The organism is Proteus sp. GOKU, from assembly GCF_015475555.1.
GTDB classification, from domain to species: Bacteria; Pseudomonadota; Gammaproteobacteria; order Enterobacterales; family Enterobacteriaceae; genus Proteus; species Proteus mirabilis_B.
In genome coordinates, this window is record NZ_CP034105.1 from 1,402,549 (window position 1) to 1,416,442 (window position 13,894).

A 13,894-nucleotide genomic window follows, 5' to 3' on the forward strand; every position below is an offset into this window, starting at 1 on the left:
ATAGCTATTTTTAATTTGTCTATTTTTTGTTCTTTTATTGCGTCTTTATTTAAATTATATATTTTGAATATAAAAACGCTTAAATAGTCTTTTTTTGATGAAATAAAATCAAATTTCTATCAGGGGCTTACAAAACTTTAAAAATATTAGTTTATTCCTATAAAACTCTTTTCCAAGCTCATCTAATATTCTAGGATACCAAAATAATAATAAGGGATGAGGGTAGAGGATTTATGGCGCATCAACCAATTAAAAGAGCAATCGCATATTCAGTTGTTATAGGTACACTCCTTTCTGGCCATTATGCAATGGCTACAGAAACAGAGTCAGTGACTTTATCTGCACCCGAAACAGAAAACGCGACATTAGTTCCTGTGGCTAATGAAGCTATGCCAGCACCCGCAACTGTGGTAATGAATATTCCACAAGTGACCGAGTTAGAAGCAAGAACAAAACTACAATCGTGGAGCCCAACGGAATATAAACCGTTATATTTAACCCAGCTAGCGAAAGTTTACCAAGCGAATAACTTAGCATTAATCTGGCAAGATGAAAAAATAGTACAGCAATTACAGCAACAAATTGCTGAAGTCGCTATTTCAGGTATTCAGCCCCAATTTGGGCAATGGTTAACACAATTAGGAACGCCTGAATTAACAAAAGAAGCACGTGATCTTATTTTATCAGACGCTTTTTTAGGCTATATCAGTTTTGTTGAGCAAGTGAATAAATCAGGCATATCTTTACTGTATCGTAATGTGATGCAAACATTACCATCACCCACTGATAAATCAGTCGTAGAATTACAGCAAAATATCCAAAATAACACCTTAGGTAGTTTTGTTATTTCTTATGCACCATCTCATCCTTATTACAACTTAATGAAAGAAGAAGTGCGTAAGCAGTTACATAGCTCAGTTGTTTGGCCAGAAATGCAAGGAACAACATCATTAAAGCCAAATCAATCATCACAAGAAGTTGTACCTCTAAGACAGATTTTACGTAATTTAAAACTAATTCCTGAACTGGCTGCAAATGAACAGGAAATGGCAACAACGGTTTATGATGCACCTTTAGTTGCGGCTGTTAAATTATTTCAAACTGCGCATGGGTTAGAGCCTGATGGGATTATTGGGCGACAAACTCGAGTGTGGTTAAATATGACACCGGCACAACGTGCGAGTATTATGGCATTAAATATTCAACGTCTTCGCCTGACACCTGCCATTGGAGATACAGGAATTTGGGTTAATATTCCTGATTTTTCACTCTATTTTTATGCCAATAACGAGCTTATTCTTGATTCAAAAGTTATTGTCGGTCGTCCTGATAGAAAAACACCGATTATGAGTAGCGCATTAAATAATGTTGTGGTTAATCCACCTTGGAATGTGCCAACAAGTATGACTCGTAAAGATATTGTACCTAGAGGCAAAGCAGATCCTAGTTACTTTAGTCGTAAGGGATATACTATTTATTCAGGGTGGGGGAATGATGCTTATCCTATTAACCCTTATGACATTGATTGGCAAAATATGAGCGCAAATAACTTCCCTTACCGAATTTGGCAGGCTCCGGGGCCAACAAACTCATTAGGGCGTTATAAATTTAATATGCCAAATTCAGATGCAATATATCTGCATGACACACCAAACCATTCACTGTTCTCAAAAAATATGAGAGCAATTAGTTCAGGTTGTATTCGTGTAAATAAAGCCTCTGAGCTTGCTTCCATTTTATTGGGTGATGCGGGATGGAAACAAGATAGAATTGATGCGGCATTAAAACGTGGATCAACACAATATGCGCCAATTCCTGAACGTATTCCGGTTTATTTATATTATCAAACAGCATGGGTGGCTCAGGAAAATGCACCTCAATATCGTGCAGATATTTATGGTTATGACAAAGTTACTACCAATGTACAACCCTATTTAGAGAATATTAAGAAATACTTTTAATATAAATAAATATAAATTGAATAAAGGATAGCTAATTCAGCTGTCCTTTATTTTTATATAAATCAATAAGATAAAAATGTTTTTTTATGGTCTGCAATAAGATAACTAGAAATATAATAAATTATAAAATATTTTTAAAATTTCTATTAAAAATAGAATGATAAAAATAGAGATTAGTATAAATAACTAAATTTATAAAATTACTAATGGCGTTAAATTGAAATGAAGTGTTATTTACAATACTATACAAACGATAAGAAACAATTCGAGAAAAATATTGTCATAATAAAGGTTCTTCCTCCTGAAATAATTTGTTGAGTGCATATACTATGGATATTATTGATTCACATCGCCGTAAGTGGCTGGGGCTTGGTATGGCCGCAGTGGGGTTAGGGTTATTGCCTTCTCATGCATTTGCTTCATTAGCAACACCTCGTCCAAAAATCCTTCGCTTTAATAATTTAAATACCGGTGAAACTATTAAAGCCGAGTTTTTTGATGGAAAACGCTATAACAAACATGAGCTTGCTAAATTAAATCACCTTTTTAGAGATTATCGTCAAAACAAAATCAAAACCATTGATCCCGCACTGTTTGACCAAATTTACTTACTGCAAGTGATGCTTAATAACAATAAACCTGTTGAACTTATTTCAGGTTATCGTTCATTAGTAACCAATAATAATTTGCGCCAAAGCAGTAGTGGTGTAGCAAAGAAAAGTTATCATACACGCGGACAAGCAATGGATTTTCGTTTAGTGGGCACTGATCTTTCTAAAGTTCGTCAAGTCGCATTAAGAATGAAAGCGGGCGGTGTAGGTTATTATCCAAGAAGTAATTTTGTGCATATTGATACAGGACCTGTTCGCTCATGGTAATCTATTGAGAATTAGTTAATAGAGAGTGGAGTGATTCATGATGTATCACATTGTACCTGTGACAAACTATATGCAAAATTGCACCCTTATTTGGTGTGATGAAACGAAGGAAGCGGCAATTGTTGATCCTGGTGGAGATGTCGAAACGCTTATTGCAGAAATCGAAGCCCGCCAATTAACATTAACCAAAGTATTATTAACGCACGGACACTTTGATCATATTGCAGGCACCTCTCAAATTGTTGAGCATTTTAATGTTCCTGTTTATGGTCCTCATAAAGATGATAATTTCTTATTAGAGGAATTAGAACAACAGTGTCGTATGTTTAATTTCCCTTGTGGAAAGTCATTTGCACCAGATAGCTGGCTAAATGAAGGCGATACCATCACAATTGGTAAAACCGTTTTGTTATCTGTTTTACATTGCCCAGGTCATACACCGGGACATATTATTTTTGTAAATCATCAGAATAAACTTATCTCTATGGGAGATGTGTTATTCAAAGAAAGCATTGGTCGTACCGATTTCCCGCGTGGAAACCATGCCGATCTTATTGCTTCAATCAAAAATAAAGTCTTACCTTTAGGCGATGATTATCTGTTTATTCCGGGACACGGCCCTATGTCTAATTTAGGGCATGAACGCCAATATAACCCTTTTTTACAAGATGAAATGCCAATCTGGTGATCTTGCACGAATATAAATAAACAAATGAAAGCTCTTTATTATAAAGAGCTTTTTTATCAGTAAAAAATGTGATTTATATTTTTATTGATCTGAATAAAAATGCCACGTTATTAAACAACGTGGCATTTATCTTCATTACACTTGATAAGGTAATTAGAGTACTGCAACAATGGCTTCACAAAGTGGAACCATATTCTCAAGAGTTAAACCTGCAACGTTAATACGGCCAGATCCTACGATATAAATACCGTATTCAGCACGTAAACGCTCAACTTGCTCTTTATTTAAACCACTAAATGAGAACATACCATTTTGGTCGATAATAAAGCTAAAGTCTTGTTTAGCACCTTTTTCTTGCAGCGTAGTCACTAACAGCTGGCGCATACGCTGAATACGTTCGCGCATGGTTGTTAGCTCTTCAACCCATTCTTCTTTTAACTCTGGGTTGGAAAGAATAGTTGTTACTACAGAAGCACCGTGTGCTGGTGGATTTGAGTAGTTTGCACGAATAATTGCTTTTGCTTGGCTAAAGGCTTTTTCAGCAGTGTCACTGTCTTTGGTGACAATGGTACATGCACCTACACGTTCATTGTAAAGACCGAAGTTTTTAGAATATGAACTAGCAACAATAAGCTCAGGATTTTTTTCTGCAAAGAGACGTAAGCCTTGAGCATCTTCTTGAAGACCGCGAGCAAAACCTTGGTATGCAAAGTCAAAAACAGGCAACCAGCCTTTTTCTGCTGATAGTTCAGCTAATTGACGCCATTGTTCTTCAGTTGGATCAATACCGCTTGGGTTATGGCAGCAACCGTGGAACAGAACAACATCACCCGCTTGAGCTTTAGCAAGGCTCGCTAACATGCCTTCAAAATCTAACCCACGATTTTCTGCATCGTAATAATCATAATTGCAGATCTCAAGACCTGCAGTTTGGAAAATATTGTTATGGTTAGGCCAAGTTGGGTTACTAATCCAAACACGTTTTGCTGTGGTTTGTTGAGCAATAAAATCAGCCGCAATACGTAAAGCACCTGTACCACCTGGAGCCTGTGCCGTGCGTGCGCGTTTTTCAGAGATAATAGGATGTTGTTCACCAAACAAAAGTGCTTGGGTCACATTGCCAAATTCAGGGATACCGCTAATAGGAAGGTAGTTTTTAGTGGTTTCGTTTTCTAACAGGTATTTTTCTGCTTTCTTAACTGTGGTCAAAACAGGGGTTTTGCCTGTTTCATCCTTGTAAACACCAATCCCTAAGTTAATTTTGTTTTCACGAGGATCAGAACGGAAACTATCAGCTAAACCTAGAATAGGATCGGCTGGTGCAGCAATGATTTTCTCAAACATAGTGTAATTGTTCCCTAAGCTCAAAACGAAGCCGAAATATGAGTATCAAGAGTAACGCTATGAGGCCTTTTTGCCAACTATTTGTAGAGAAATTAACAAGAAGTTGTGAACTAAGTGAGAATAAATAGCAAATCAAGATGTAAATAAGTGAATATCCTGTGATTACATTAACATGTAAAAATAATCACTAAAAAGGCAGAATTGTTTAGTATGATAAACTTTTGAATATTTCAAAAATGGAAACTACATAGAGTGTTATCACAAGAGAGACGCTAATCAATCGTGATTAATATAGGGATAAAATAAAAAGATAAGGGAAAGGAGAGAGCAGGTGTGCCAAATTATGCAAATAAAAAAGCAACACCGAAGTGTTGCTTTTCAAATCAATTAACTTGACTGTTTAATTACCTAAGCGGTAATTAGAACTGATAAGTCAGACCTAAACCAACTACGTTGTCGTCGTTGATGCCCAGTTTATTATCAGATTTGATCAGGTTGATTTTGTAATCAACAACTGCAGTCATATTTTTGTTAAATTTGTAGAAAGAACCTACAGAGATATATTTAACTAAATCTTCGTCGTTTACGCCGTTAACATCTAAGTCTTTACCTTTAGATTGAACGTAACCTAAAGATGGTTTCAGACCTAAGTCAGCGAAATCGTACTGTGCAGTTAACTCGATGTTTTGAGTTTTGTTAGCAATGTTGCCTTTGAAACCAGTCATGTTACGAGTTTCACCGTACATAGCTGCTAAGTAAACATTGTTAGCTGCAAATTTACCACCAAAGTTCCATGCTTCTGCACGTTCACCTTTAGCTGTGCTTAACTTTTGTTCTGCAGTACGAGCAGCGTTAGAATAACCACCACCCAGAGTTACACCCCAGCCTAAGTTATAAGCTGTAGAGAAACCGAAGCCGTCGCCATTCTGTTTTTTGATTTCAGTACGGTCGTTGTTAGTTTCTGAGTTGTTTTTGCCTTGATATTGCAGAGCAAAGTTCAGGCCATCAACGTAACCGAACATATCAGTGTTACGGTAAGTCAGAACGCCAGTAGTACGGCCAGTCATGAAGTTGTCAGTTTGTGACATAGAGTCGCCGCCCCATAAAGGCAGAACGTCTGTCCATGCGTTGGTGTCGTAAATTACACCGTAGTTACGACCGTAGTCTACTGAACCAAAGTCAGCGAATTTAAAACCAGCGTAAGCGAAACGAGCACGTGAATCAGTGTCGCCTTCAGCTTTGTTAGTACGGATTTCGTATTCGAAACGACCGAAACCAACTAAATCTTTATTGATTTGAGTTTCGCCTTTGAAACCGATACGAGCACGAGAAGCGTCACCGCTTTCTTGACCGCGATCTCTATCAGAGTTAGCGAAGTAATGACGAACGTCAACTTTACCGTAGATGTCTACTTTGTTGCCGTCTTTGTTGTACATTTCAGCTGCGTTTGCTGCACCAGCAAACATTAAAGCTGGGATTACCACTGCAAGAAGATTGCGCTTCATCATTATTATTACCCTCATTGGTGTTATTCAGACACCTTTGCCACTGCCAGAAATAGTTTCTTAATTTTTATGGAACTATTTATGAGAGTTAAGTGTCGTCTGTGTCGGGTGACAGTGTTCCATTGGTAAAAAATTTTATCTACCCCCAATTTGCTACAAAAACGAAAAAAGTGTAACAAATTGTAACTATGTATTTCAAAGTATGTATTTTGGGGAACTTTTGAATTAAATAACAGCCATGCATAAAAAAAGCCAACCTTGAGGTTGGCTTCTTCACTTAAGTAAAACTAGTACAATAAAACAGCAATGCAAATTTTCAGTTGAATACTAATCAATCACTAAATTAAAAATCTGCATTTCTTGGTGTACGTGGGAATGGAATAACTTCACGAACGTTTGCGACGCCGGTCACATAAGCAACTAAACGTTCAAAACCTAAACCAAATCCTGAATGAGGCACGGTGCCATAACGACGCAGGTCGCGATACCACCAGTAGTCTTCTTTGCTCATTCCCATTTCGTCTAAACGTTTATCAAACATATCTAAACGTTCTTCACGTTGAGAACCACCGATGATTTCACCAATTCCCGGTGCTAATACGTCCATTGCTGCAACTGTTTTACCGTCTTCATTCATACGCATATAGAATGCTTTGATATCTTTCGGGTAGTTTTTCACAACAACAGGTGCTTTAAAGTGTTTCTCTGCAAGATAACGCTCATGCTCAGAAGAGAGGTCAACACCCCAATAAACTGGGTTTTCAAATTTCTCACCACAGTTTTCAAGCACAGTGACTGCATCGGTATAATCGATTTGAGCAAAATCAGAGGTGATAAAGTTTTCTAAGCGTGAGATAGCGTCTTTATCGACACGTTGTGCAAAGAACTCCATATCATCTTTACGCTCTGCTAACACTGCTGCAAAGGTGTATTTCAACATTTTCTCAGCAAGGGCTGCGATATCGTTAAGATCAGCAAATGCCACTTCAGGCTCAACCATCCAGAATTCAGCGAGGTGACGGCTGGTATTTGAGTTTTCAGCACGGAATGTTGGACCGAAAGTATACACTTTGCTTAATGCAGAAGCGTAAGTTTCACCATTTAGCTGACCAGAAACAGTTAAAAACGCTTCACGGCCAAAAAAGTCTTCACTGAAATCGACTTCGCCTTTATCTGTGCGTGGCAGATTGTTCATATCTAATGTAGAGACACGGAACATCTCACCTGCACCTTCTGTATCAGCTGCTGTGATCAGTGGCGTAGAAACCCAGAAGAAGCCTTGTTCATCGAAGAAACGATGTAGTGCTTGTGCTAATGTGTGACGAACACGAGCAACTGCACCAATTAAGTTAGTACGAGGACGTAGGTGAGCAACTTCACGTAGGTACTCAATACTATGACGTTTGGCGGCCATCGGATAAGTTTCCGGATCATCGACCATTCCTACCACAACAACATTGGTGGCATGAATTTCAAAGTTCTGTCCCTGGCCCGGAGATTCAACAATTTTACCGGTGACTACCACAGAACAGCCTGTGGTTAAGTGCAGCACTTCATCTTGATAATTCGGTAAATTATTATTAATGATGGCCTGTACTGGATTAAAGCAGGAACCGTCATAGACGGTAAGAAATGAGATACCAGCTTTTGAATCTCTTCTTGTACGTACCCAACCGCGAACGGTGACGTCTTCGCCAACCGCGATACGGCCTTGCAGTACGTCGACTACAGGCGCAACGATCATAAATAAATCTCTCTTCGTTTAATTAAAATAATTGTTTGGTTAATTCATTCTGCCCCTGTCGGACAGTTTTTCTATGTTACTTGCAATAGCGCAGGAAACAAGTAGGAAATTTTAGTTTAAAGAGTCAATAAAGAAGAGAAAAGCTTTTGTATAAAATAAATTGATAAAAATAGATGAAATATTGATGAAAGTAGCTGTTATGGCAGAGGTATGACAAAAGAAAGGGCAATTTTTACCCTTTCTTTTATTAATGAAGATTTTTCGCTAATTAACAGGCTTGTTTAACAAGAGGAACGTCAAAGGCTTTGCGTAGCTTGTCAACAAAGTCATTGTCGTCACAAATGGTTTTACCTGGGCTATCTGATAATTTAGCAACTGGCTTACCATTACATTCCACCAGCTTAATCACAATATTAAGAGGTGTGATTTCAGGAATGTTGCAAGTGAGTCGAGTACCAATACCAAAGATTAAACGAATACGCTTATGGAAATGTTTATAAAGTACCAGCGCTTTTTGAAAATCAAGACTATCAGAAAAGACTAATACTTTACTCATTGGATCAATGCCCAATTTTTCATAATGCGCGATCGCTTTTTCACCCCATTCAATAGGATCGCCAGAGTCGTGACGTAAACCTTGATAGCTCTCTGCAAAGGTTTTATCAAAATCACGCAAAAACGCATCCATTGTAATGCAATCTGTTAATGCGATACCTAATTGATCAGGGTATTCATCTAACCAAGACTGCAAGGCGGCACGCTGACTATTTGCCAGTTCAGGGCTAATCTGTTGATGAGCCTGAAACCACTCGTGAGCTTGTGTTCCCACTGGGGCTAATTGCATCCGTTCAGCGAAATGATAATTACTTGTACCAATAAGATAAGGAAAATGATTTTTCAGCTCATCCACAATGGCACACTGCACATCATAAGAAAAACGGCGGCGAGTACCAAAATCCATCAACTTAAAATCAGCTAAGTCAATCTGTTGCTCAGCAGCATCACGGTAGAAGATATCAATTAATTTACGTAGCTGATTAACTGCATCATCTGGTGTGATTTGAGGCGAGCGGACACGATGTACAATTTCACTCACTAAAGCCAACAACGGAACTTCCCATAAAATAACTTCGCGCCAAGGGCCTGTTATTCTGATCGTCAGTTGGTTTTCAGGTGTCGCTGAAATTTGGACTTGTTCTGGTTTAAAGCGAAAATGCTTGAACCATTGCAGATAGTCATTTTTGAAAAAGGGGAGACTCTGAAGATAGTTAAATTCTTCATTCGTTAATGACAGGTCTGCCATCATATTAACTTGATGGCGTAAGGTTGTTGCATATTCACCTAGACGTTCATCACTCCGGCAGCGGAACTCAGCAACGACAGGAATATCACTATAATGGTGGTAAACCGCTTGTTGCATGTGGAGCTTGTATGCATCGGTATCCAACAGTGATGTAATAATCGGTGTAGCGTCTAAAATCATAGCGCGTCAAGCATCCTCACGGAGCGTTTTTATGTCTGCTAAATCGTTAAGGTTGGAGAGTATACCCGAATATGACGACAAAGCGTCACTATTCAACAATATTTCTCTGCGACATAAAAACAAGCTGTAAAACTTAGATGAGTTTACCACGTTAAACATAATTTGGGAGTATATTAGCATCATTTACCAAATAAATTGATTACATGTATTAATAAACTATTAACATTCTGTTGACTTTTAATGTTTTCAATTGAATATTCGACTGGCTAAACAGATTTTTGACGAGTAAGCTTTGGTAATATAACCGTTAAATAGTCGTGTTAACTAAAAGGTTTTTTCTATGACACAACAAAGAATCGCGAAATTTCGCAAAGATTATCGTGCCCCTGACTACACAATCACCGATTTACATCTTGATTTTATCTTAGATAAAGAAAATACCCAGGTTACAGCGATAAGCCAATGTAAACGCCTAAACTCAGATGCAACAGCACTAGTGTTAGATGGTGAAGACTTAACATTAAAATCAATTGCAGTAAATGATGTTGCTTGGACACACTATAAAGAAGAAAACGGCAAACTCATCATTGAACAACTGCCAGAACAATTTACGTTAAAAATTGTTAACGAGATTAATCCATCAGCTAATACAGCATTAGAAGGGCTGTATGTTTCTGGTGATGCATTATGTACACAGTGCGAAGCTGAAGGCTTCCGCCATATTACCTACTATTTAGATAGACCGGATGTATTAGCGCGTTACACCACAACAATTACGGCAGATAAAAAACAATATCCTTATTTATTGTCAAATGGTAACCGTATTGCGCAAGGTGAACTTGATGATGGTCGTCATTGGGTAACATGGGAAGATCCACATCCAAAACCAAGTTATTTATTTGCAGTGGTGGCAGGTGACTTTGATGTATTACGAGATACTTTTACCACCAAAAGCGGTCGTGAAGTTGCTTTAGAGCTTTTTGTTGATAAAGGTAATTTAGATCGTGCAGATTGGGCAATGACATCATTGAAAAATGCGATGGCATGGGATCAATCTCGCTTTAATTTAGAATACGATCTTGATATCTATATGATAGTCGCCGTTGACTTCTTTAATATGGGGGCGATGGAGAATAAAGGGCTGAATGTCTTTAATTCTAAATATGTGCTGGCAAAAAGTGAAACGGCAACTGACAAAGATTACTTAGGCATTGAGTCTGTTATTGGTCATGAATATTTCCATAACTGGACGGGGAACCGCATCACTTGCCGTGATTGGTTCCAATTAAGCCTAAAAGAAGGTTTAACCGTTTTCCGTGATCAAGAATTTAGCTCTGACTTAGGCTCTCGCTCTGTTAATCGTATCAATAATGTACGAGTGATGCGTACCGCACAGTTTGCAGAAGATGCAAGCCCTATGGCACATCCAATTCGTCCTGATAGCGTGATCGAAATGAACAACTTCTATACTTTAACCGTATATGAAAAAGGTTCAGAAGTGATCCGAATGATCCACACTTTATTAGGTGAAGAGCAATTCCAAGCTGGCATTCAAATGTATATTCATCGCCACGATGGTAGTGCTGCAACTTGTGATGATTTTATTCAAGCAATGGAAGATGCCTCTAATGTTGATCTGACTTTATTCCGCCGTTGGTATAGCCAATCAGGCACGCCACAACTGACAGTTCGTGATAGTTATGATGCTAATAAAAAGCAATACACTTTAACTGTTAGTCAAATGACGCCACCAACAGCAGATCAAACTGAAAAACAGCCATTACATATTCCATTAGATATTGAATTGTATGATAGCAAAGGCAATGTGATCCCACTGCGTTCACAAGGTCAAACTATTTCTAATGTATTAAATGTGGTACGTGAAGAGCAGCAGTTTATCTTTGACGATGTACCAGAACAACCGATCCCATCTTTATTACGTGAGTTCTCTGCGCCTGTAAAACTTGATTATCCATTTACAGATGAGCAACTCTCTTTCCTAATGAAATATGCACGTAATGCATTTTCACGTTGGGATGCAGCTCAAGCATTATTAGGTCGCTATATAAAAGAAAATGTTGCCCGAGTTCAAAAAGGCGAAACCTGTATTCTTCCTGAAATGGTGGTTGATGCTTTCCGTGCAGTATTACTTGATAAAGATATTGATCCTGCATTAGCTGCACTTATTCTGACATTACCAACAGATGTTGAAGCGGGTGAATCATTTAGTATTATTGATCCTGTTGCCATCCATAAAGCGCTTGGTTTTATTCGTAAAACACTCGCAACTGAAATGGCCGATGAATTTTCTGCTGTTTATCATTCAATGCATATGGGTGCTTATCGTGTTAATCATGATGATATTGCAAAACGTGATTTACGCAATGTTTGCTTAGGTTATTTAGCAGTTGAAAATGAGCAAACAGGTAACAAACTTGTTGATATGCAATATCACAACAGTGATAACATGACCGATGCACTTGCCGCACTTAATGCCGCAGTAATGGCTCAGTTACCTTGTAAAGATGCGCTATTACAAGAATTTGATGATAAATGGCATCAAGACGGTTTAGTGATGGATAAATGGTTTAGTTTACAAGCCATGAGCCCAGCAACAGATGTGTTACAGAAAGTCCGTAGTCTGTTATCTCATCGCTCATTTACACTTGCAAACCCAAATCGTACTCGTGCGTTAATTGGTGCATTTGTAAATAATAACCCAGTCGCTTTCCACGCTGAAGATGGTTCTGGTTACTTATTATTGACAGAAATTCTGACTGATTTAAATAGCCGTAATCCACAAGTTGCATCACGCCTTATCGAGCCGTTTATTCGTCTCAAACGTTATGATGCAACACGCCAAGAAAAAATGCGTACAGAGTTATTAAAACTGAAAGAACTTGAGAATTTATCAGGTGATTTATATGAGAAAATCACCAAAGCGTTAGCTGATTAATATTACGTTTTATATCACTTTATGAGTGAGTAAATAGTATAAAATCAGCATGATAATTAGATCCCCAGCATAGTCTGGGGATTTTTTATGATAATGATTAGATGGCTAATTACGGTAGAAAACAGATAAACAGAGTATGGCTTTATGATCCTAGTTTTTTTGTTTAAGCAATCTTTGACGTTCTTGTTCTAATTTCTCAATCAACTCCGTTTCACTCGGTAATGCTAGTATGTACTTTGATGCAAATAATTGCTTACTTTCATTAAGAATTGAATATTTGGCTACAGTATGATTCTTCTCAGTGCAAAGAATGAGGCCAATAGTAGGATTATCATCACTACGACGTTTTTTTTCTTCATACATTCGCACATACATATCCATTTGACCCACATCTTGATGAGTGAGTTTATGCATTTTTAAGTCAATTAATAGGAAGCATTTTAAGTGAAAATTATAAAATACTAGATCAATATAGTAGTCACCATCATCGGTATTAATGCGTTGTTGACGTTCTACAAAAGCAAATCCTTTACCAAGTTCAAGTAAGAATTCTTTTAGATTATCAATTAAGGCTTGTTCTAATTTATTTTCTTGTAAAGCAATACTAGGTAGACCTAGAAAATCGAAAATATATGGATCACGTAAGTAATCTTTAACTGATGTTGTAAGTTCAGCTATTTTCTGTTGTTCTTCGATTAAAACAGGCAAAATGTTTTGTTGCTTTCCTTGAGTTGAGAGTAGTCGTTCGTAGTACAGAGTATTTATTTGTCTCTCTAATGCACGAGCTGACCAGGATTGCACTATTGCTTCATTAATATACCATTGACGAGCCTGTTCGTTTTTTAGGCGAAGTAATGTCCTGTAATGTGTCCAACTTAATTCGTGACGCACTGCGTCACAAATTGGAAATGTAAGATAAAATTGTCGCATATACCGAAGGTTTGAAGTATCAAATCCTTTTCCAAATTCTTTGGTTAATTCAGTAGATAATGATTTTAATACGGCTTTACCAAATTCAGCTCGAGTTTCTCCATGTTGCTCATCTTCAACAATCAAACGCCCGATTTCCCAATAGGTTTGAACCATTATACTGTTGACGGCTTGTGTGGATTGTTTTCTACCTTGGTTAAGGAGCTTTCGGATATCATCAAGTAAAGAAATATGTATTATTGGTATGTTTGTTTCATTCACTCAATTATCTCCGTCTCTAAGTGTTTATCATTTTTAATTGTGTTTTGATTGCTAAATTTGAGATCCCTAATCATCGTAGTTCTTACTCAGTTATGTGTTTTCATATAACAAATTGTTTTTTATTAAATAATTTAAATTATTTGT

9 protein-coding genes are annotated in these 13,894 nt (G+C 37.6%); 4 read left to right on the forward strand and 5 right to left on the reverse strand.

Features of this window, described 5'->3' with window-relative positions; genetic code table 11:
• Positions 1-233 precede the first annotated feature (233 nt).
• From ldtD to EHE21_RS06385, 3 genes are all read left to right on the forward strand, one after another.
• The gene (gene ldtD, locus EHE21_RS06375) at positions 234-1,961 is read left to right on the forward strand and encodes a L,D-transpeptidase (protein ID WP_194952154.1); all 1,728 of its coding nucleotides are present in this window, start codon (positions 234-236) and stop codon (positions 1,959-1,961) included.
• A 329-nt stretch (positions 1,962-2,290) separates the two neighbouring features.
• Entirely contained in the window at positions 2,291-2,839 is a 549-nt protein-coding gene (locus EHE21_RS06380) for a YcbK family protein (protein ID WP_075673124.1), read from the forward strand.
• Positions 2,840-2,876: 37 nt separating this feature from the next.
• Positions 2,877-3,527: an MBL fold metallo-hydrolase gene (locus tag EHE21_RS06385; protein ID WP_194952155.1), complete on the forward strand. Its 651-nt coding sequence runs from the start codon at positions 2,877-2,879 to the stop codon at positions 3,525-3,527.
• Between the two features lie 153 nt (positions 3,528-3,680).
• Here the strand turns inward: EHE21_RS06385 and EHE21_RS06390 are convergent, their stop codons facing one another.
• The 4 genes from EHE21_RS06390 to pncB form a co-directional block, all read right to left on the reverse strand.
• Entirely contained in the window at positions 3,681-4,871 is a 1,191-nt protein-coding gene (locus tag EHE21_RS06390; protein ID WP_194952156.1) for an amino acid aminotransferase, read from the reverse strand.
• Positions 4,872-5,290: 419 nt separating this feature from the next.
• Entirely contained in the window at positions 5,291-6,379 is a 1,089-nt protein-coding gene (locus EHE21_RS06395; protein WP_310989923.1) for a porin, read from the reverse strand.
• Between the two features lie 340 nt (positions 6,380-6,719).
• Positions 6,720-8,120 (reverse strand): asparagine--tRNA ligase, encoded by a 1,401-nt coding sequence (gene asnS / locus EHE21_RS06400; protein ID WP_194952157.1) that lies wholly within the window; start codon positions 8,118-8,120, stop codon positions 6,720-6,722.
• A 268-nt stretch (positions 8,121-8,388) separates the two neighbouring features.
• On the reverse strand, positions 8,389-9,603 hold the full coding sequence (pncB, locus tag EHE21_RS06405) for a nicotinate phosphoribosyltransferase (protein WP_194952158.1): 1,215 nt from the start codon (positions 9,601-9,603) through the stop codon (positions 8,389-8,391).
• 340 nt (positions 9,604-9,943) lie between these two features.
• Here pncB and pepN point away from each other — a divergent pair, with 340 nt between their 5' ends.
• On the forward strand, positions 9,944-12,559 hold the full coding sequence (pepN, locus tag EHE21_RS06410; RefSeq protein ID WP_194952159.1) for an aminopeptidase N: 2,616 nt from the start codon (positions 9,944-9,946) through the stop codon (positions 12,557-12,559).
• Between the two features lie 150 nt (positions 12,560-12,709).
• Here the strand turns inward: pepN and EHE21_RS06415 are convergent, their stop codons facing one another.
• Positions 12,710-13,750 carry a PDDEXK nuclease domain-containing protein gene (locus EHE21_RS06415; RefSeq protein WP_194952160.1) on the reverse strand — a complete coding sequence of 347 codons (1,041 nt, stop codon included), beginning with the start codon at positions 13,748-13,750 and terminating at the stop codon, positions 12,710-12,712.
• Positions 13,751-13,894: the final 144 nt, after the last annotated feature.

Excerpts from the sequence above, each read along its gene's own strand:
- EHE21_RS06395 (WP_310989923.1), bottom strand. The coding sequence starts at position 6,379 with ATGATGAAGCGCAATCTTCTTGCAGTGGTAATCCCAGCTTTAATGTTT.
- ldtD (WP_194952154.1), top strand. The coding sequence starts at position 234 with ATGGCGCATCAACCAATTAAAAGAGCAATCGCATATTCAGTTGTTATA.
- EHE21_RS06390 (WP_194952156.1), bottom strand. The coding sequence starts at position 4,871 with ATGTTTGAGAAAATCATTGCTGCACCAGCCGATCCTATTCTAGGTTTA.
- pepN (WP_194952159.1), top strand. The coding sequence starts at position 9,944 with ATGACACAACAAAGAATCGCGAAATTTCGCAAAGATTATCGTGCCCCT.
- EHE21_RS06380 (WP_075673124.1), top strand. The coding sequence starts at position 2,291 with ATGGATATTATTGATTCACATCGCCGTAAGTGGCTGGGGCTTGGTATG.
- pncB (WP_194952158.1), bottom strand. The coding sequence starts at position 9,603 with ATGATTTTAGACGCTACACCGATTATTACATCACTGTTGGATACCGAT.
- asnS (WP_194952157.1), bottom strand. The coding sequence starts at position 8,120 with ATGATCGTTGCGCCTGTAGTCGACGTACTGCAAGGCCGTATCGCGGTT.
- EHE21_RS06385 (WP_194952155.1), top strand. The coding sequence starts at position 2,877 with ATGATGTATCACATTGTACCTGTGACAAACTATATGCAAAATTGCACC.